This window comes from Picosynechococcus sp. PCC 7117, from assembly GCF_001693275.1.
GTDB lineage: Bacteria > Cyanobacteriota > Cyanobacteriia > Cyanobacteriales > MRBY01 > MRBY01.
The window spans coordinates 2,048,706-2,066,423 of record NZ_CP016477.1; the positions used below are offsets into that span (position 1 = coordinate 2,048,706).

The following is a 17,718-nucleotide window of genomic DNA, read 5'->3' on the forward strand; positions in this document are numbered from 1 at the left end:
GGGCTGTACCTGGCCCACCACAAGGACATTGATGGAATCAAGTTCACCAAGGGCGGCTATGTCGCTCTTTTTTGTGGGCATTTAAAATTTCAAAAAAAGTAGCTTGTAATCCAAGATCCCATAAAACCCGTAAGCTAGGGAAAAGTACACCCAATCGATTAAATGTGAACGATGGCGCGTAAAAAAGTTATCTATCAAGAATTTGGTAACACTGTCCCAGACGAGACCCCGGAAATCGTTGATCTGCCGCCCCAACAACAAAGTCCCCGCATCCAAGCGAGCCGCTCTGGTCGTAAGGGCAAGACGGTAACTGTAATTACGGGACTACAACATTCCCCAGAGACGTTACAAAAACTCTTAAAGCAATTGAAAAATAAATGTGGCTCCGGGGGCACCCTCAAGGACAATACCCTAGAAATCCAGGGGGATCAGCGCCAGCCGATTCTCGCATTCCTCCTTGACCAAGGTTACAAAGCGAAAATTAGTGGTGGCTAGGGAATGGTCGGCGCTTCCGTCCACCAGAAGAGATCGGCAACCTCTGGCGTCGGGGTGAGATCTGGATTGGGATTGAGTAAAACTATCTGCTGTTTTAGATTTTCGCCGAGGCGACGTTGCACCCGATCAGGAATGCCGTAGCCATAAATGACATGGCCTTGACCCGCAAGGGTAATAATTTGGGTATTGGGGTTGCGTTGAGCAAAATTGGCGATCGCCTCAGCCATGGTTTCATCCCACACCACCTGGGCGGCGAAAAAATTGTCAAAGTCAAAGTTGCCATGCTGACCATGGCCCGTAAAGGCTTCCTGGAGAAGCGCCTGATAACTTTCATTGCTCAAGTCTAAATCGCTGCGGGGAGGCAAATATTCAAAATCCGCCGCCTCTAAACTAGCCAAACCAACTGAGGACACCTGACGTACCACTTCATTGGGGGCATTGAGGGCGATCACTGGAATCTGTTTTTCCTGGGCAAAACGAAGAATGGGCGCATACAATTCCCAGTCAAAACCCCAACGGGTTTCATATTCTGTTTGGGCGACAAGGTCAGCTTCGCTAATTTCCCCGGCAATGTATTGATCTAAAACCCCTTGGAAGGGCCGTTGAAACATTTCCATGGCGATCGCCACCTGGGGATGATGGTCGTGGAGGGCTTTGATAATTTCTAACTGGGCGATGTGGTCAGCCTCGCTGGTGTGGTGTTCACCGAGGTAAATGACTTGCGCTGTTTTCAGGGTGGCGAGGGCAGCCCTGGCGTCGGTTGTGGGCGCGGTTTTGACAGTGATCGTCTCTAAAGTATTGCCGAAACTGTCATCGGCATAGGCGAAGGAGCCATAGAAAAAAATGCTTCCCCACAATAGCCAACCCCAAGCACTGCGCCATGCTCCCATAAACTTTTCCCCACAAATCTTTTTTTAGAAAACAAAGAGAACGCAAAAAACTATGGCTATGGTAACGCAGGGGATTTTTGGCGACAGATTTAGCCCTGGGGGAAAATTGATCTGTCCTCTACCGAAACCAGTCAACCATGCACCACGCTTCAATTCGCACCGCCGATATCCACCGGGCGATCGCCTTTTACGGACAGCTCGATTTTGCCATGGAAACCCAGTTCACCACAGGGTACACCCTCGCCTGTTGGCTTAAAGGCCCCCTTGGACGTTTGGAACTCATCCAAATCCCCCAACCAAAGCCCGCCCCCGATGCCTTTGGTGATGAACATTATGTCGGCTACTATCATTTATCCTTTGACCTGACGGAAATCACGCCAGATTTAGCCACTTGGCTCGCCGATTTGCAACAAAATGCCCCGGAACCGATCACGGTTCTTCTAAAACCCCAACAACAGATGATTGGCGATCGCATTTATGAGGTGATGTTCCTTGCCGATGCCGATGGTCTGCCCCTCGAATTTATCCGGTATCAGGGAGAACGAGCTTAAAATTGCCCTTTGCTACACTGGAGAGCCTGTGAATTTTTTCTCGCCCATGACCGACGAACAGCTCAAGCTTTTTTCCGTGGCCGATGCCCCCAATCCTTACCGCGTCGAACGCGCCCCCAGGCTTACCATGGGCCAAGAAAGCCTCCTGCAATGGAAGCAACGACTGCAAAACTTTCAGGATAAGGTTCGTCAAAATCCAGCCGCAAGCCAAACCAGTTTACTTTTTGAGACCCAGTCGAAGCCAGACCACTGGGATGCCGAAAAAATTGACCCCTTTACCCTGCCGCCGAAGCCCTGGGATTTCTATCGAGAGCGTTATGATCCCCTCCAGGAAGGTCAAGCGAATATTTACTTTGTCCTCGACCATGCGGTGCCGTTGCTGCTCTATGTGGGAGAAACTAAATTATCGATTAAGCAACGCTGGAAAGGGGTTCACGATTGTAAAGATTACATTGATGCTTACATCAGCTTGCACCGTCAGTACGGCTTGAATGTGGCGGTTAATTTAGCGTTTAATGTGTCAGTCCCCACAGACCGTTCCCAACGGCTCGCCCTAGAACGGGATTTAATCTTGAAGTGGCGATCGCCGTTTAATAAAGAATGTTGGCGCTACTGGGGACAACCCTTCCAGCGGCGGGGCTAAGATGGGGCTATGCTCTCCGTAAATTTTTCTACCCATTGCCTATAATTGGCGATGTTTCGCTTCCTCTTTTTCTTTTGGCATGGCTATTTCTCCTAGAAAAGTGGCGCGACCGCGATCGCCCCGACAGCAGCAAACAACGTTTTTCCGACGGCGCTGGTTTGTTTTGGGTCTAATTGGCCTAACCTGTGGGGCGATCGCCCACCAACGTATCCAAGGCGCTTTACGTCCAGCCAAAGCCATTTTTGTCCTTGGGGGCCACGAAGAACGGGAGCGGTTTGCGGCCCAGTTTGCCCAGGAACATCCGGAGTTAAAAGTTTGGGTTTCCTCCGGTAGCCCACCGGAATATGCCCGCCAGATTTTTGCGAACTATCAAATCGAAGGCGATCGCCTCCAGCTCGATTACCAGGCCGAAGACACCGTCACCAACTTCACCAGCCTCGTAGACGAATTTAAACAAGAAAATATCGATAGCGTCTACCTCATCACCTCCGAAAACCACATGAACCGCGCCAAGCTCGTGGCCAGCATTGTTTTCGGTACCCGTGACATTGCCATTAAACCAGTGCCTGTCCCATCGGATAATCCCCCGGAAACGACGATGAAATGTATCCGCGATGGACTCCGCTCAATCCTCTGGGTGGTTACCGGCGAAACGGGCCGCGAGTGGCAAACCCTGACTCAAATTTCTCCCCAGGCGATCGCCCCCAGCGCCAGACGACCAGAGGAGAATTTATAATAGCTGAGGTTTTGCTTGCGTACAGGAGTCATGATGGAGTCAACCGCCGAACCGATTTATTTCTACAAGGCCCATGACCCCTATGGCTGTTTCTCGAATTTTTCCTTGCACCCGATCCACTGCGAAGCCCTAGATTGGCCTACCGTTGAACATTTTTACCAGGCCCATAAATTTCTCCCTACCCACCAACAAGATCTCATCGACAAAATTCGCGCTGCCCCGACCCCAGAAATTGCCGCCGCCCTAGGCCGCGATCCCCAGCACCCCAAACGCCCCGATTGGGAAGACATTAAACGAACCGTGATGTGGCAAGGGGTTTGGACAAAATTTAAAACCCACCCTGACATTGCCCAAATTTTGCTGGCAACGGGGGACGCAGCAATTATTGAAAATTCCCCGGTGGACTATTACTGGGGCTGTGGTGCCGATGGCAGCGGGCACAATTATCTTGGCAAAGTGTTAATGCAGGTACGCAGCCAACTACGCCAGGGGTAATAACCCCATGGCCTTCCCTCTCGCGAAAATGTTACCTTTTGTTTAGGAGCAGCCATGTCCTACGGTCTTTAGTTTCTCGCACTCAGTAATGGAAAAATCTCACCTTGGGTTTGATGTGATCATTGTCGGTGGCGGTATTGTCGGGGTCACCCTCGCGGCCTGCCTCAAGCAAACGGATCTGCGGATCGCTATCGTGGAAGCACAACCCCTTGATGTGGTGACTCAACGGCAGCGAGCCTATGCGATGTCCCTGCTTTCCCAGCGGCTTTTTCAGGAGTTGGGGGTTTGGGAGACGATCGCCGCCCGCAGTGGCAAATACCGCAATATTCAACTATCGGACGAAAATTTTTCTAGTGTCGTTAGATTCTCCCGCCAGGATCTCAAGACCGATTTCCTCGGTTTTTCGGGGCAGCACCAAGTTGTTCTTGAAACTCTCCAGGCTTCTCTGCGGGGCTATGGCAATATCCGCTGGTTCTGTCCAGCCCAAGTCACCGCCATTCACTACGAGTCTGAGCAGGCGATCGTGGAGCTATCTAGCGAAACCCAGGGGCAGATCACGATTCAAGGGGCTTTGGTAGTTGGAGCCGACGGGCCACGCTCTCTTGTGCGCCAAGGGGCAGGCATTAAAACGAGGGGTTGGAAATATTGGCAATCCTGTGTCACCTGCGTTGTTGAACATGACGCCCCCCGCAATGATGTTGCCTTTGAACGGTTTTGGGGTACGGGGCCGATGGGAGTTTTGCCCCTAACCGAAAATCGCTGTCAAATCGTCTGGACAAATCCCCACGCCGAAGCCCAACGCCTAAAGGAATTGCCTCCGGAAGTTTTCCTAGAATATTTAGAACAACACACCGGCCCCCAGCTCGGTCGCTTAAAATTGCTTGGCGATCGCCAGGTCTTTCCGGTGCAACTGATGCAAGGCGATCGCTATGTGGATCATCGTCTCGCGTTGGTGGGAGATGCGGCCCATTGCTGCCACCCGGTGGGGGGCCAGGGTCTCAATTTAGGCATCCGTGATGCGGCGGCCCTCGCCCAAACCTTGATCGAAGCCCAGCAACGGGGCCAGGATCTAGGAAGTTTGGCTGTGTTGAAACGCTATGAACGGTGGCGCAAGCGCGAAAATCTGGTAATTCTTGGCTTTACGGATTTCCTTAACCGTCTTTTTTCCAACCGCATTTGGCCTGTGGTCTGGGTGCGCCGTCTGGGGCTGATTGTGATGGCGAAATTTAATCCCCTGCGCCTGTTTGCGCTCAAACTCATGACCGGACAAAAGGGCCGTCAACCCCGCATTTTGGCGTAACTTTCTTGCTAGATTATTAATTTTTCGGGAGATTCTAGGGATTTGCGTTCAAAATTGAAACCAAGTGAGCGTAAATTTTCCAATCATCCCATGCGTTTTCAATTTATCTATCGGGCGATCGCCCCTGTGCTTCTGGCGAGTCTACTGTTCCTGACGGCCTGTGGTGGCAATGCCCCGATCCCCCCCCCTGACCCGAACCCTGGGACTAATACTGAAGTCACCACCCCGGCAACGGAGACGGCCCAAACACCCCAGAAGGGCAGTGCTTTTAATCAATTTTTCCCAGCGGACAAAACCGAGGGCTATGACCGGGTCTTTACCCAAGAAAAAGAGGGTTTCGCGGAAATTAAATTAACCCTCAACGGTACGGAAATGGCAAAAATTTCCATCTCAGATACCGCCACCAATCTCGCTGCCCGCAGTAAATTTGCTGAAGCCGAAGAAACCGTTGATGGGTTCCCCCTCGTGGCCCAGGGAGCAAATGCCCATGCGGTTTTAGTGGGCGATCGCTATCAAGTGAAAGTGATGTCCCGAGATCCTAGTTTTGGCCCCGATGAGCGCAAGGCTTGGCTCGCCAAGGTGAACCTACAGGGTTTAGCGAGTTTATAGGTCAGTTTTTCGTAAACCACAGCCGTAATTTTCTATTGACTAAATTAGGAGGTTTTTCATGAGTGCTTCGATTGTGGAGTTGATGGACCAGTTACCCGAAAAAAATCTCACGACCATGCTTTTAAATGGTCTGGATTTTGTGGTGCCTGGGGAATGGACTAACATTGTTGGCTTCGACAATATGGTTAAAGCGGTGACGCGGGAAACCGACCCGGCAATCCTTCAAGCGGTGCGCGATCGCGCCATTGTCCTCTACAGCGACAAATCCCAGGGTTATCAGCGGGCGATGTGGATCTACCAAACCGTTGACCAGGCGGATAAAGCATTGGCGGCGGCGGCCCTGGCGAATAAAGTGGGCGACAAAATCCCCTTGGTGGGTGGCTTGATGCAGAAAGTGACCCCCAACGCGGATAAGGCCCAGGCGATTGATTTATGTCTAAAGCTGGTCGCCGAAATTACCTGTTTTTGTCAGATTAATGGCATTCCGGGGGATAGTCTGGGAGATTTCATGAAGGCGATCGCCGACTACAGTGGCGAAGAATTGATGCGGATTGCGACCCTGATTTGTGTGGATGGTTTGATTCCCCTGGGGCCAGATTTCCTCCAAAAAATTGACCGCACCTTAAATAATCTTTCGGCGGGAGAACTCAGCAATAATCCGGCCTTTGGTCGTGTCGGAGAATTCTTGCCGGGTGGGAATCCTGCGGGGAAATTGGCCTTTATTAACCGCAGTTTTAGCTCCATGCAGGGCTGGATGAGCGGCTTTGTGAGCGCCCGTGGTTTGACCCCCGAAAAAATCATGGATCATATCCAAGGGTTTGTGGAAGTTTCCGATAACAAGCTCGATTATGTGGCGGCCTTCTTGGATCTCAGTACCAACTATTACGAACACACAGGCACCCAAACCGTTGCCCGGCGGCTCATTGACCGCGCCTACGGAGAAATCTAAAACCAGCCATTACCAGGCAAATTTTGATAATCTGCTAGTTTAAGGGAGGAAAATCACCTCTCTTTTTTGTTGTGTTGTGGGAAAGCCAAAAGCCGTGATGAAGCCGAAAAATACCTGGTGGCGATCGCCAAAAATTTTATGGATCAAGTTTTGTCTGATTGGCGGCTTACTGATCGGTTGTGCCCCCGTTGTGCCCCCGGCAGAAAGCAATCCCCGCACCTTTGCCCCCCTGAGCGTAGAGTTTCTAGACGAATATTGGTTACCCAAAACAGAGTTTCAAGGGACAACGGTCGGCGGCCTATCGGCTCTCTATTACGATGCCCAGACCGGTGATTATTACGCCCTGAGTGATGACCGCTCCCAGTTTGCTCCGGCCCGCTTTTATACCTTCGATCTGACAATCGACGAAACCGGAGCCATTCCCCAAATCCAGCAGCTCAACCTCAAGGGCATGACGCCTTTAACCACCCCTGACGGTGAAACCTTTGCCCCAGGAAGCCTTGACCCAGAAGGATTGATTCTCTCGCCCCGCAATACGTTATTTATTTCCAGCGAGGGAGATACCGACGCCGCCATTGACCCGTTTGTAAAAGAATTTGACCGCGAAGGTCGCGAATTAACGTCCCTCAGAATTCCCCAGCGTTTTCTAACAGGCGATCGCCAGCGGGGTGTGCGCAATAATTTAGGATTTGAATCCTTGGCCATTTCTGCCCCTTCCCAAGCAGCCGTTGACCCTTTTCGGATCTTTGTCGCTCCAGAATCATCCCTTCATCAAGACACGCGTTCTGATAATGTGGGTGCGCCCATCCGTCTACTGCATTACGTCATCAATCCCATCGGCGAACCTGTGTTAATTGCCGAACACCTCTATCCTTTAGAACCTGCGCCCCAAGGAACCTTTTCCAATGGCCTGGTGGAAATGATTGCCCTCCCCCAGGAAGGTTATTTTCTCAGCCTGGAGCGCAGCTATGGCCTTGGGGGGGTTGGTGCGAAACTGTTCCAGGTGACCATTGGTAATGCCACCGACACCGCCCGCATCGAATCCCTTGCCGGAAATCCAGAGACCGTTGTGCCCATGCAGAAAACCCTATTGCTGGATTTACGACAGTTGGGGATTGGCCTCGATAACCTAGAAGGTATGACCCTAGGGCCACGGCTTGTCGATGGCAGCCAAAGTTTACTGTTGATCAGCGATGATAATTTCAGTACCGATCAGGTAAATCAACTTTTGCTTTTTCGCTTGAGTAATTCGGCGGCCAAGGTCACATCAAAATAAGGCCAAGTGCCGACTTCTCCGGCCAATACTGTAAAGGGTTGATCGGGTTCCCCTAGATCACTGAGTACCAGGTCAGCCCCTGTAAAATCTTGGTTAGCGGTGTAGTTATTCACTGTGACAACGGTGGTGAGGCCCGCATCCCGTGATGAAAGCCAGCCATTACCGGAATCCTCAAGAGCGACACATTGATCGGCCCGGAGATTCATTTTTTCGAGGGCATAGAAAAAGATATCGGGGGCCGGTTTTTTCTGGGGGACCATGTCGCCAGCGGCAATAACCTCAAACCAATCCATCGCATCGGGGGCGAGGGAATGGGTCAATAGGGCGGTGACATTGGCTGGAGTGGTGGTGGTGGCGATCGCCAAACGAATGCCTTGATCCCGTACTTCTTGGATCAGTCGTCTAACGCCGGGGCGCAGTGGTAAAACTTCATTGGCTAACAAATCGCAGTAATGCTGGGTTTTGCGGGCGTGAAGATCCTTGATAAAAGCAGTCAGATCACCGACCGATGGCATTTGTGGCTGCCAAGATTCAATGTAAAAGCGAATTCTTTCTTTACCCCCCGTCACCTTCAGGAGCTGACCGTAAAGATCCACCGACCAATCCCAGGGCAAACCGACATCCGCAAAGGCGCGGTTAAAAGCAACGCGGTGGGCATCCTTTTCTGTATTGGCCAGGGTGCCATCCACATCAAAAATTAGGGCTTCTAGTTGTCCCATGTAAAACCTCAACTATTTTTATCGTCCCCACTGTACTGGGAAATTGTCTGAAATACTGAAAAGTTGCTTAATGCAAAAACAGCATTCTAAATCTCAAAAATCAAATAATCAAATCAATTGCCTTGGGGAAGCTCAGCAGAGGTAACTTGATGAGGATTTGACGCGACTTTAAGCCACAACATAAAAGTGCTACCGGGGAGAGCTTCGGTATGGGGTAAGCCAATGGTTGGGCTATATACTTCAATGTCCCCGGCCATTTTTCCCACAAGATCAGCGGCGATCGCCAACCCCAGCCCAGTACCTTCAATGGTGCTTTCCGCCTGCACTCCCCGGTAATGCCGTTCAAAGACATGGGGCAAATCCGCCGGGGGGATGCCGTAGCCCGTATCGTGGACGGCAATGGTCAGTTCCTGGGCCTGGGCTTCTACCTGCAAGAACACTTGTCCCCCGGATGGTGTATATTTCAGCGCATTTTCTAAAAGATTATTCAAAACTTCCATTAGGGCTGTGTGATTCCCCAAGACCCAAGGAGACGGTTCTGGCAGCACGTAATTTAAAGTGATTCCCCGCTCGGTGGCGATCGCCCCCAGGGAAGCGACGAGGGGAAGTACCACTTCTGCCACGGGTAACGGTTCTACGGAGAGGGAACGGTCTGGGGCAAAACTCGGTTCACCATTGGGCGGTAAAGCCAAACTTGGCCCTCCCTCCAACTGGGGAATTTGGGCCGTTAAGAGATCCACCTCTTCACTAAATTGGGTGAGCAATCCTTTCAGGCGATCGCTTTCCCGGACAATGCCTTCGGCGACCGGATAATTTTTCTCCGTCGGCAGTAACCGCTTCAACAACAACTTACCGAAGGTACTGATCGCCATTGTTGGATTACGGAGCTGGTGTAGCAGATCATGGAAATGCTCTTGCTCTAGGGCCTGGAGATGTTGCTGTTGGGTGAGCCGCTCCGTGGCCCAACTCTTTTGCTGATCCAACACACAGGCCAGCACTAAACTTTCGGCGATCAATTCAATCTGGGTCACCTCTGGCGATCGCCAACCCCGATCCCGGCGTCCCGTCGCTAAAATCCCCAAAATTAAATCACCATGCCACAGGGGAAATGCCCGAGCTGGTTCCCCCAACAAACCCACAAGGTCATCCGGCAAAGCAGCCGTTTCCTCGCCCATCGGGACATCAAGCCATTCCTCTTGATCCGAAACCATCGTTGCCATCTCCGTTGACCCCTGCCTCCCCGCCGCCAGCAAACGATCGGGAAAGGCACTAATGGGTTGGAGCGTAATTTCTTGATTCTCTTGATCTGGCTGGGCCAAATAAACGATCCCCCACTCTGCCCCAACGCCTTGGGCTAACAATTGCAACTGCCCTTGGCACAGGGACAAATACTCTGGGCTAACTGGCAACAGTTGCGGTAATGTCGTCATGAATTTCATCCTCCCAAGCCGCAATCCCTAGGGGATATTTCCCAGGAAACCTTGATAAATCAGGGGTTTTGACAAAAAACTTAATTCTTTTTTTACTTTTGGATTGATCGCCTACCTTCATTGGATTGTAGTAGATTTCTTAATACAAAAAATCCAACCCATCGCGAAAACCAGTCAATCTTCACTTGATTTTTTTCAATGGAGCCGATATACTTTGCTCGACATTCTGTAACTCCTGTTACAGCTGTTCTAAAAAAGTAAAGAAGAGGAGGTACTGGGTTGGCAAGAAAGCGTAAACGCAAGAGTCGGCGTCGGCAAGAAGGAAGAAAAATTTTAGAGATTGTCCCACAATATAATATCGAAAGCGGTGATGACAAACCCGTGACTGCAGCCCGCAAGCATATCGCTGCGAATGGGATTATGCCCCCAGCAGTCGTTGTAGTTAAGCGTAATGAGCATACCACTGATCGGTACTTTTGGGCAGAAAAAGGATTATTTGGTGCCCAATATGTAGAGGAGAATCACTTTTTATTCCCCAGTCTACGGGTGCTTTGTAGCAACGCCGATGAAGAAGTATCTGAAAAAGCGACTGTTTCTAGCAAAGCTTAAAGTTCCTTCAAAAATATATCACTTAACCTAACGTTTAGGTGATCTCTAATCCCCTTCTATCAATTTCAATACTCCCTAGTCCCACCCATTTTCGGGTCGGGGCTATTTTTGTCGCGTTTTTGCCATGGTGTTAATGGATAGCTCAATTAGTTTTGTTGGGGACATTTCCTAAGCTTCATGGAGCTGGTAAGGCATCACCTGACGCAGTTGGATCAACTCATCTCGGTGGGCGGTCACCGTAATTAATTGGGTAGGAGTCTCGGTAATCGGTGTTTGTGTGGTGATCTGTAAAATAACTTTTTCTACCTTCCCTGCCTTACGCCAGTAAAAGAGACCTGCCAAGGGAGCCAGGAGACAAATACCAAGGAAGGCAAAGCCAATATTGGGATAGAGCAGTGCTAAGACCAGGGCAATACAAACTAAACCGAGGGCTGCTAATAGGCTCAAAAAAACAGCAATAAAACCACTGGGAGGAACAAAGCCTTCATAGGTGACAATATTATTGACACCATCAACGGTGGTAATCCGATAGGCTCGCTGTTCGAAGTAGGTTTGGAGACGCTCAAAGATGGATTCTTCAGGCTCTTTTGCCAATAGCTCTACTTGTTCGGTGCGATCTTTGATGGAAGCGCGAATGAAGAAAAACAGACCGACCATCAAGAGCAATGTAAGGAGGAGGGTCGAGGTGATTACGGATTGTTCTAACACGGTTTTTACAAGGAGGGCTTGAAGATTCACTGCATATAAATGTATATCGATCATGCTATATTTTGGAAAGTCTCCGGGAAAACCATGAAAAAAATTCGGGTTGTTCTAATTGAAGATCATGATTTAACGCGCATCGGGCTAAGAACTTCTCTACAACAATGTGCGGACATTGAACTTTTAGCAGAGGCGGCCAATGGAGCGGATGGATTGCGTTTGTTAGAAGAGATTCATCCTGATTTAGCGATTGTGGATATTGGTTTGCCTGAGCTTGATGGGATTGAGTTGACCCGAATTTTGAAACAGGAAAAGCTCAAGGATCAGTCCCACGAGGCGCAAACAAAGGTTTTGATTTTGACGTTGCAGGATGATGATGCGGCTGTTTTAGCGGCCTTTGCGGCAGGGGCTGATTCCTATTGTATGAAGGATATTACGTTTGATCACTTGGTAGAGGCGGTCAAAACGACAGACTCAGGCAATAGTTGGATTGATCCGGCGATCGCCCGCATTGTCCTCAATCAAGTGCAAGGGGGAGAATCCCTTTCTGGCTCTACAGTTACGATTCAAGCGACTTCCCCAGAAGATCAACAACTCCTAGAAAGCTGTCCCCTAACGGATCGAGAATTGGAAGTACTCCAATTGATTGTTGATGGTTGCAGCAACTCCGAAATTGCCGAGCATTTATTTATCACCGTGGGTACCGTTAAAACCCATGTCCGCAATATTCTCAATAAGCTTTGTGCCGATGACCGTACCCAGGCTGCTGTGCGTGCCCTTCGTTCTGGTCTGGTCGGTTAAAAAGCGCCTTGGCGGAGATTCATCAAATTATTCAAAATGTCGCAGTTGCAAACAGATAGGACTGTCCGAGTCAAAAATTATGCTTTAAGTTTAGGATTTCATTTGGTGGGCATTGCCGATGCTACCGTGGACAATGCTCACAATCAACAGCAGTTACAGGCTTGGTTGGCGGCAGGGTATCAAGCGGAAATGGTCTGGATGACTAACCTGAAACGCCAGGATATCCAAGCCTGTTTACCAGGGGTGCAGTCGGTCATTTGTGTGGCCCTCAACTATTACACACCCCATGCCCATTCTGAGGCACCAGGCGTAGGCAAGATTTCCCGGTACGGCTGGGGCCGAGATTACCATCGTGTCTTAGGCAAACGTCTAAAAGCTTTCTGCCAGTGGCTCACCAACGAATTTCCGGAGGAACACCACCGTTTCTATGTGGATACCGGGCCTGTCCAGGATAAGGTTTGGGCAGAACGAGCTGGCCTCGGTTGGATTGCCAAAAATAGCAATGTCATTACCAGAGAGTACGGTAGTTGGGTCTTTTTGGGGGAGGTCCTCACCACTTTAGCTTTGACGCCGGATCAGCCCCATACAAAGCATTGTGGTACCTGTACCCGTTGTATCGAGGCTTGTCCAACCGGGGCGATCGCCGCTCCCTTTACCGTTGATGCGAACCGTTGCATCGCCTATCACACCATCGAAAATCGAGCCGAACAACTGCCCCCTCACATTGCCCCACACCTACAGAATTGGGTGGCAGGTTGTGATATCTGTCAGGATGTCTGCCCCTGGAACCAGCGCTTTGCCCAACCCACCAATATTGAAGATTTTCAGCCTTACCCCAAACACCTTGCACCAAAGTTAGCCGAACTTGCCACCTTATCCGAAACAGAATGGGATCAAAGACTCACAGGATCGGCGCTGCGGCGTATTAAACCAGCCATGTGGCGACGCAATGCCCAGGCAAACCTTGACCATCAACCATAGAAAAAACCTCCCCCATAACATGGAGAAGGCGGGACGCTATTTAAGCACACACAATCAAATCAGAAATTAAAGTTCCTATTGACCCATTTGCGCAGCGACTTCTGCGGCAAAGTCTTCTTCTTTTTTCTCAATGCCTTCGCCCAGGACGAACCGTTGGAAACGACGAATTTGGATATTTTCACCAATGGTGGCGATTGACTGCTTCACAAGCTCTTCAACCGTCATATTCTGATCACGAATGTAAGGCTGATCCATCAAAGAAAGCTCTTTTAGGCGCTTAGCAATGCGGCCTTCAACAATTTTTTCTTTGATATTATCGGGTTTACCGGCCAGGTCATCGCGACCCATTTCAATCTCGCGCTCTTTGTCGGCAATTTCAGTCGGAATGTCATCGACTTTCACATACTGAACATTAGGACAAGCAGCGATTTGCATCGCAATCCCTTTGGCCAGATCTTTGAAGATATCACCACGGGCAACGAAATCCGTTTCGCAGTTCACTTCTACGAGAACACCAATGCCACCACCGGTGTGAATATAGCTTTCGATCAGTCCTTCGGCTGCTACCCGACCTGCTTTTTTCTCAGCAGAGGTAATCCCTTTCTGACGGAGCCACTCAATCGCTTTAGTGATGTCCCCATTGGTTTCACCAAGCGCTTTTTTGCAATCCATCATCCCTGCGCCAGTTTTATCGCGCAGTTCCTTGACAAGCTTTGCAGAAATTTGTGCCATGTTGCTGTTCACCAAAAAATTATCAGGTCAATTCAAGAAGATATTACGCTTATTCAGACTCAGATGCATCGGTCTCATCGGCGTACTCATCGATTGCTTCATCGAAGTCTCCGTAGTCACCGTTATCATCAACGGGCTGACCGTGGCGACCAGCATAAATTGCATCGGCCAATTTACCCACAATCAATTTAATAGAACGAATTGCATCGTCGTTGGCCGGAATTGGCAAATCAACGGTTTGGGGATCGCAGTTGGTATCTAGGAGAGAAACAATGGGAATCCCTAATTTTTGGCATTCTTGGATGGCATTGTGCTCCCGACGTTGGTCAATGATCACCACAATGTCAGGGATTTTGCGCATATTCTTAATGCCGCCGAGGTATTTTTGCAGCTTGTCCAGTTCGCGACGAAGCATGGAGGCTTCTTTTTTCGGACGGCGAGCAAGGTTGCCGCTTTCTTCGAGGGCTTCTAATTCTTTGAGACGCTCAACACGAGTTTTAATAGTTTCCCAGTTGGTGAGCATTCCCCCCAGCCAACGCTGGTTGATGTAGAAAGCGCCACAGCGTTTTGCTTCTTGGGCAATGATGCCAGCGGCCTGACGTTTGGTGCCGACAAAAAGGACGTGCTTACCGTTTTCTGAAGCTTCCTTCATGTAGGTGTAGGCTTGTTCAACGAGTTGCGCAGTTTGAACCAGGTCAATGATGTGGACACCGTTACGGGATGTGTAGATGTAAGGTGCCATTCTGGGGTTCCAGCGGCGGGTTTGGTGTCCAAAGTGGACACCAGATTCTAGTAGCTCAGCGAGAGATACAACGGGCATATTCTGTTTACTCCTTTTCGGGTTAAACCTTCATCTGGGGACATTTCATCTGTGCGAAACACCCGAAAGAATCCCAGATGTGCGAGTTTTAAACAACCTTATCAGGGTAGCATAGCTCCGCATTTGAGGGGAGAGGTCTATGGAGAACAGGTTTGGGATGCGTGACAAAAACGACTTAAGGCGATCGCCAACAGCCATTATTTCACCTAGCCTTAGTGTTTGCGTTGGGGATTTGTGGAAAACGAAGGGGCACCCTTGGAATCATGGCCGTCGTCTTTGGGGGCGATCGCCAGAGAACTTCCCATAATGAAAGGTAACGTTACATTGCTTTTTGTTACAAAAAACCGTTTGAGTTTTCAGTTTTTCGGCGGAATTCAATTGATTTCAGCCATTGTGCCGTAATGATTTCAGGGAGTTTTAAATATTGTTAATGTCCCCCAACATCCTTGGAAAGTAGGCCCTATCATTTACATCAATGCTTTTTGCCCAATGGGTTTTAGAGCAGTCCTAAATCACTGGAAACCTTGCAAGCTGGTGATTCGCTCACAGCTTATCTATTTGAATACATCTATTTAGATAGAACCTTTATTACGTCGATTGTCTAGAGAGGAGAATCCTCATGGCAGTAAAGGTTGATAAGGATCCGGTACCAACTTCCTTTGAGAAGTGGGGCAAACCGGGTCACTTTGACCGAACTCTGGCACGGGGTCCAAAAACCACCACCTGGATTTGGAACCTCCATGCTGATGCACATGATTTCGATAGCCAAACAAGTGATCTCGAAGATATTTCGCGCAAAATCTTTAGCGCCCACTTCGGTCACCTTGCTGTAGTCTTTGTTTGGCTCAGCGGCATGTACTTCCATGGCGCAAAATTTTCTAACTATGAAGCTTGGTTAAATAACCCCACTGTTATTAAGCCAAGTGCACAAGTGGTTTGGCCCGTTGTGGGTCAAGGCATTCTGAACGGAGACGTCGGTGGCGGCTTCAGCGGTATTCAAATTACCTCTGGCCTGTTTTACCTCTGGCGTGCTGCTGGTTTTACCAACTCTTATCAACTCTATGTGACTGCCATTGGCGGTCTTGTTATGGCAGCCCTAATGGTGTTTGCCGGTTGGTTCCACTACCATAAAGCAGCTCCGAAACTGGAATGGTTCCAGAATGCTGAAGCCATGATGAATCACCACCTATCCGTATTGTTAGGTTGTGGTTCTTTGGGCTGGACTGGCCACTTGATCCACGTTTCTTTACCGGTAAACAAGCTCCTAGATTCTGGTGTGGCTGCAAAGGATATTCCTTTACCCCACGAGTTCTTTGATGCTTCGGTAATGGCGGAACTGTATCCCAGCTTTGCCCAGGGTCTGAAGCCTTTCTTTACCTTAGATTGGGCTGCATACTCTGATTTCTTAACCTTTAAGGGTGGCTTGAATCCCACTACTGGTAGCCTCTGGCTTTCTGATGTGGCTCACCACCATTTGGCGATCGCTGTTCTCTTCATCATCGCGGGTCACATGTACCGGACTGGTTTCGGTATTGGCCACAGCATGAAAGAGATCCTCGAAGCCCACAAAGGCCCTTTCACTGGCGAAGGTCACAAAGGTCTTTACGAAATTCTAACCACCTCTTGGCACGCTCAATTGGCGGTTAACCTCGCGCTGCTTGGTTCTTTAACCATCGTCATCGCGCACCACATGTACTCCATGCCTCCCTATCCTTACATGGCAACAGATTACGGCACCCAGCTGTCTCTGTTCACTCACCACACTTGGATTGGCGGCTTCCTCATTGTTGGTGCTGGTGCCCACGGCGCAATTTTCATGGTTCGCGATTACGACCCCGCTAAGAACGTTAACAACCTCTTAGACCGCGTAATTCGTCACCGTGACGCGATCATTTCTCACCTCAACTGGGTTTGTATTTTCCTTGGCTTCCACAGCTTTGGTCTCTATATTCACAATGACACCATGCGTGCGTTGGGTCGTCCCCAAGATATGTTCTCTGATTCTGCGATTCAGTTGCAGCCTATCTTCGCGCAGTGGATTCAAAACATCCATACCCTTGCTCCCGGTGGCACCGCTCCCAATGCGATCGCCTCTGCGAGTCAAGTTTTCGGTGGTGACGTAGTGGCAATCGGCAACAAAGTTGCCCTGATGCCCATCACCCTCGGTACTGCTGACTTCATGGTTCACCATATCCATGCGTTTACCATCCACGTCACTGTACTTATTCTGCTGAAGGGTCTTCTCTATTCCCGCAGCTCCCGTCTCGTACCCGATAAGGGTCAACTGGGCTTCCGCTTCCCCTGTGACGGTCCTGGTCGTGGTGGTACTTGCCAAGTTTCTGGTTGGGACCATGTCTTCCTTGGCCTGTTCTGGATGTACAACTCCCTCTCCATCGTGATTTTCCACTTTAGCTGGAAGATGCAATCCGATGTTTGGGGCACAATCCTCCCAGACGGTAGCGTATCCCACGTCACTGGTGGTAACTTTGCCACAAGCGCAATTACCATTAACGGCTGGCTCCGTGACTTCCTCTGGGCACAGTCTTCTCAGGTGATCAACTCCTACGGTTCTGCACTGTCGGCTTACGGCATCATGTTCCTGGCGGGTCACTTTGTGTTTGCCTTCAGTCTCATGTTCCTCTTCAGTGGACGTGGCTATTGGCAAGAACTCATCGAGTCCATCGTTTGGGCACACAATAAGCTCAAGTTGGCTCCTGCAATTCAACCCCGTGCTTTGAGCATCGTTCAAGGTCGTGCGGTTGGTGTTGCTCACTATCTCCTCGGTGGGATCGTGACAACCTGGGCCTTCTTCCTAGCGAGAAGCTTGTCCATCGGTTAACTCTGAAATGGTTTACCGATCGCCAATTTCAGGGGGAGTTGTAAGAGTTGTATTTCACTCGATTCACCTTCCCTCCCAATTGGCTCCTAGTATCTTTCCCTGCGGGAAAATACAGAGGTTACATTTGAAGACCTCACCCTC

Annotated in this window: 20 protein-coding genes; 14 read left to right on the plus strand and 6 right to left on the minus strand. The window is 49.9% G+C overall.

Annotated features, from left to right (window positions below; genetic code table 11):
* Positions 1–171 precede the first annotated feature (171 nt).
* Positions 172–495: a translation initiation factor gene (locus AWQ22_RS09885; RefSeq protein ID WP_065710976.1), complete on the plus strand. Its 324-nt coding sequence runs from the start codon at positions 172–174 to the stop codon at positions 493–495.
* On the opposite strand, the gene AWQ22_RS09890 is transcribed toward AWQ22_RS09885, so the two are convergent.
* A complete protein-coding gene (locus AWQ22_RS09890) occupies positions 492–1,385 on the minus strand; it encodes a ChaN family lipoprotein (protein WP_065710977.1) in 894 nt (297 codons plus the stop codon). The genes AWQ22_RS09885 and AWQ22_RS09890 overlap by 4 nt on opposite strands.
* A 137-nt stretch (positions 1,386–1,522) precedes the next feature.
* Between AWQ22_RS09890 and AWQ22_RS09895 the strand changes: the two genes are divergently transcribed.
* The 8 genes from AWQ22_RS09895 to AWQ22_RS09930 all read left to right on the plus strand — a co-directional run bounded on the left by AWQ22_RS09895 (position 1,523) and on the right by AWQ22_RS09930 (position 7,944).
* The gene (locus tag AWQ22_RS09895) at positions 1,523–1,936 is read left to right on the plus strand and encodes a VOC family protein (protein WP_065710978.1); all 414 of its coding nucleotides are present in this window, start codon (positions 1,523–1,525) and stop codon (positions 1,934–1,936) included.
* A 46-nt stretch (positions 1,937–1,982) separates the two neighbouring features.
* Positions 1,983–2,579: a hypothetical protein gene (locus AWQ22_RS09900; RefSeq protein ID WP_012307556.1), complete on the plus strand. Its 597-nt coding sequence runs from the start codon at positions 1,983–1,985 to the stop codon at positions 2,577–2,579.
* Between the two features lie 79 nt (positions 2,580–2,658).
* Positions 2,659–3,315: a YdcF family protein gene (locus AWQ22_RS09905; RefSeq protein ID WP_065710979.1), complete on the plus strand. Its 657-nt coding sequence runs from the start codon at positions 2,659–2,661 to the stop codon at positions 3,313–3,315.
* Positions 3,316–3,345: 30 nt separating this feature from the next.
* Positions 3,346–3,810 (plus strand): NADAR family protein, encoded by a 465-nt coding sequence (locus AWQ22_RS09910; RefSeq protein ID WP_065710980.1) that lies wholly within the window; start codon positions 3,346–3,348, stop codon positions 3,808–3,810.
* A gap of 88 nt (positions 3,811–3,898) precedes the next feature.
* Complete coding sequence (locus tag AWQ22_RS09915; RefSeq protein ID WP_065710981.1) at positions 3,899–5,110, plus strand: FAD-dependent hydroxylase; 1,212 nt, start codon at positions 3,899–3,901, stop codon at positions 5,108–5,110.
* Positions 5,111–5,200: 90 nt separating this feature from the next.
* Entirely contained in the window at positions 5,201–5,719 is a 519-nt protein-coding gene (locus AWQ22_RS09920; RefSeq protein WP_065710982.1) for a hypothetical protein, read from the plus strand.
* 58 nt (positions 5,720–5,777) lie between these two features.
* Positions 5,778–6,668, plus strand: coding sequence for a hypothetical protein (locus AWQ22_RS09925; protein WP_065710983.1), 891 nt, complete (start codon positions 5,778–5,780; stop codon positions 6,666–6,668).
* 97 nt (positions 6,669–6,765) lie between these two features.
* Positions 6,766–7,944, plus strand: coding sequence for an esterase-like activity of phytase family protein (locus AWQ22_RS09930; RefSeq protein WP_065710984.1), 1,179 nt, complete (start codon positions 6,766–6,768; stop codon positions 7,942–7,944).
* Here the strand turns inward: AWQ22_RS09930 and AWQ22_RS09935 are convergent.
* Together AWQ22_RS09935 and AWQ22_RS09940 are read right to left on the minus strand one after the other, a co-directional pair.
* A complete protein-coding gene (locus tag AWQ22_RS09935; RefSeq protein ID WP_065710985.1) occupies positions 7,890–8,663 on the minus strand; it encodes an HAD family hydrolase in 774 nt (257 codons plus the stop codon). The two genes, AWQ22_RS09930 and AWQ22_RS09935, sit on opposite strands and share 55 nt — an antisense overlap.
* Before the next feature lie 113 nt (positions 8,664–8,776).
* Positions 8,777–10,093: a sensor histidine kinase KdpD gene (locus tag AWQ22_RS09940; protein ID WP_065710986.1), complete on the minus strand. Its 1,317-nt coding sequence runs from the start codon at positions 10,091–10,093 to the stop codon at positions 8,777–8,779.
* A gap of 279 nt (positions 10,094–10,372) precedes the next feature.
* Here AWQ22_RS09940 and AWQ22_RS09945 point away from each other — a divergent pair, with 279 nt between their 5' ends.
* Positions 10,373–10,702 carry a DUF3155 domain-containing protein gene (locus tag AWQ22_RS09945; protein WP_030006452.1) on the plus strand — a complete coding sequence of 110 codons (330 nt, stop codon included), beginning with the start codon at positions 10,373–10,375 and terminating at the stop codon, positions 10,700–10,702.
* 168 nt (positions 10,703–10,870) lie between these two features.
* Here the strand turns inward: AWQ22_RS09945 and AWQ22_RS09950 are convergent, their stop codons facing one another.
* Positions 10,871–11,464: a cofactor assembly of complex C subunit B gene (locus AWQ22_RS09950; protein WP_030006453.1), complete on the minus strand. Its 594-nt coding sequence runs from the start codon at positions 11,462–11,464 to the stop codon at positions 10,871–10,873.
* Positions 11,465–11,494: 30 nt separating this feature from the next.
* On the opposite strand from AWQ22_RS09950, the gene AWQ22_RS09955 reads away from it, so the two are divergent.
* Together AWQ22_RS09955 and queG are read left to right on the plus strand one after the other, a co-directional pair.
* A complete protein-coding gene (locus tag AWQ22_RS09955; RefSeq protein WP_030006454.1) occupies positions 11,495–12,205 on the plus strand; it encodes a response regulator transcription factor in 711 nt (236 codons plus the stop codon).
* A 36-nt stretch (positions 12,206–12,241) separates the two neighbouring features.
* Positions 12,242–13,186 (plus strand): tRNA epoxyqueuosine(34) reductase QueG, encoded by a 945-nt coding sequence (queG, locus tag AWQ22_RS09960; RefSeq protein WP_065710987.1) that lies wholly within the window; start codon positions 12,242–12,244, stop codon positions 13,184–13,186.
* Between the two features lie 75 nt (positions 13,187–13,261).
* Here the strand turns inward: queG and tsf are convergent, their stop codons facing one another.
* Positions 13,262–13,918 carry a translation elongation factor Ts gene (tsf, locus tag AWQ22_RS09965; RefSeq protein ID WP_012307568.1) on the minus strand — a complete coding sequence of 219 codons (657 nt, stop codon included), beginning with the start codon at positions 13,916–13,918 and terminating at the stop codon, positions 13,262–13,264.
* Positions 13,919–13,967: 49 nt separating this feature from the next.
* Positions 13,968–14,738 carry a 30S ribosomal protein S2 gene (rpsB, locus tag AWQ22_RS09970; RefSeq protein ID WP_012307569.1) on the minus strand — a complete coding sequence of 257 codons (771 nt, stop codon included), beginning with the start codon at positions 14,736–14,738 and terminating at the stop codon, positions 13,968–13,970.
* Between the two features lie 157 nt (positions 14,739–14,895).
* Here rpsB and AWQ22_RS16740 point away from each other — a divergent pair, with 157 nt between their 5' ends.
* Both AWQ22_RS16740 and psaA read left to right on the plus strand, forming a co-directional pair.
* Entirely contained in the window at positions 14,896–15,045 is a 150-nt protein-coding gene (locus AWQ22_RS16740) for a hypothetical protein (RefSeq protein ID WP_157094610.1), read from the plus strand.
* A 312-nt stretch (positions 15,046–15,357) separates the two neighbouring features.
* A complete protein-coding gene (psaA, locus tag AWQ22_RS09975; protein WP_012307571.1) occupies positions 15,358–17,577 on the plus strand; it encodes a photosystem I core protein PsaA in 2,220 nt (739 codons plus the stop codon).
* Positions 17,578–17,718: the final 141 nt, after the last annotated feature.

Excerpts from the sequence above, each read along its gene's own strand:
- AWQ22_RS09885 (WP_065710976.1), top strand. The coding sequence starts at position 172 with ATGGCGCGTAAAAAAGTTATCTATCAAGAATTTGGTAACACTGTCCCA.
- AWQ22_RS09890 (WP_065710977.1), bottom strand. The coding sequence starts at position 1,385 with ATGGGAGCATGGCGCAGTGCTTGGGGTTGGCTATTGTGGGGAAGCATT.
- AWQ22_RS09895 (WP_065710978.1), top strand. The coding sequence starts at position 1,523 with ATGCACCACGCTTCAATTCGCACCGCCGATATCCACCGGGCGATCGCC.
- AWQ22_RS09900 (WP_012307556.1), top strand. The coding sequence starts at position 1,983 with ATGACCGACGAACAGCTCAAGCTTTTTTCCGTGGCCGATGCCCCCAAT.
- AWQ22_RS09905 (WP_065710979.1), top strand. The coding sequence starts at position 2,659 with ATGGCTATTTCTCCTAGAAAAGTGGCGCGACCGCGATCGCCCCGACAG.
- AWQ22_RS09910 (WP_065710980.1), top strand. The coding sequence starts at position 3,346 with ATGATGGAGTCAACCGCCGAACCGATTTATTTCTACAAGGCCCATGAC.
- AWQ22_RS09915 (WP_065710981.1), top strand. The coding sequence starts at position 3,899 with ATGGAAAAATCTCACCTTGGGTTTGATGTGATCATTGTCGGTGGCGGT.
- AWQ22_RS09920 (WP_065710982.1), top strand. The coding sequence starts at position 5,201 with ATGCGTTTTCAATTTATCTATCGGGCGATCGCCCCTGTGCTTCTGGCG.
- AWQ22_RS09925 (WP_065710983.1), top strand. The coding sequence starts at position 5,778 with ATGAGTGCTTCGATTGTGGAGTTGATGGACCAGTTACCCGAAAAAAAT.
- AWQ22_RS09930 (WP_065710984.1), top strand. The coding sequence starts at position 6,766 with ATGAAGCCGAAAAATACCTGGTGGCGATCGCCAAAAATTTTATGGATC.
- AWQ22_RS09935 (WP_065710985.1), bottom strand. The coding sequence starts at position 8,663 with ATGGGACAACTAGAAGCCCTAATTTTTGATGTGGATGGCACCCTGGCC.
- AWQ22_RS09940 (WP_065710986.1), bottom strand. The coding sequence starts at position 10,093 with ATGACGACATTACCGCAACTGTTGCCAGTTAGCCCAGAGTATTTGTCC.
- AWQ22_RS09950 (WP_030006453.1), bottom strand. The coding sequence starts at position 11,464 with ATGATCGATATACATTTATATGCAGTGAATCTTCAAGCCCTCCTTGTA.
- AWQ22_RS09955 (WP_030006454.1), top strand. The coding sequence starts at position 11,495 with ATGAAAAAAATTCGGGTTGTTCTAATTGAAGATCATGATTTAACGCGC.
- queG (WP_065710987.1), top strand. The coding sequence starts at position 12,242 with ATGTCGCAGTTGCAAACAGATAGGACTGTCCGAGTCAAAAATTATGCT.
- tsf (WP_012307568.1), bottom strand. The coding sequence starts at position 13,918 with ATGGCACAAATTTCTGCAAAGCTTGTCAAGGAACTGCGCGATAAAACT.
- rpsB (WP_012307569.1), bottom strand. The coding sequence starts at position 14,738 with ATGCCCGTTGTATCTCTCGCTGAGCTACTAGAATCTGGTGTCCACTTT.
- AWQ22_RS16740 (WP_157094610.1), top strand. The coding sequence starts at position 14,896 with ATGCGTGACAAAAACGACTTAAGGCGATCGCCAACAGCCATTATTTCA.
- psaA (WP_012307571.1), top strand. The coding sequence starts at position 15,358 with ATGGCAGTAAAGGTTGATAAGGATCCGGTACCAACTTCCTTTGAGAAG.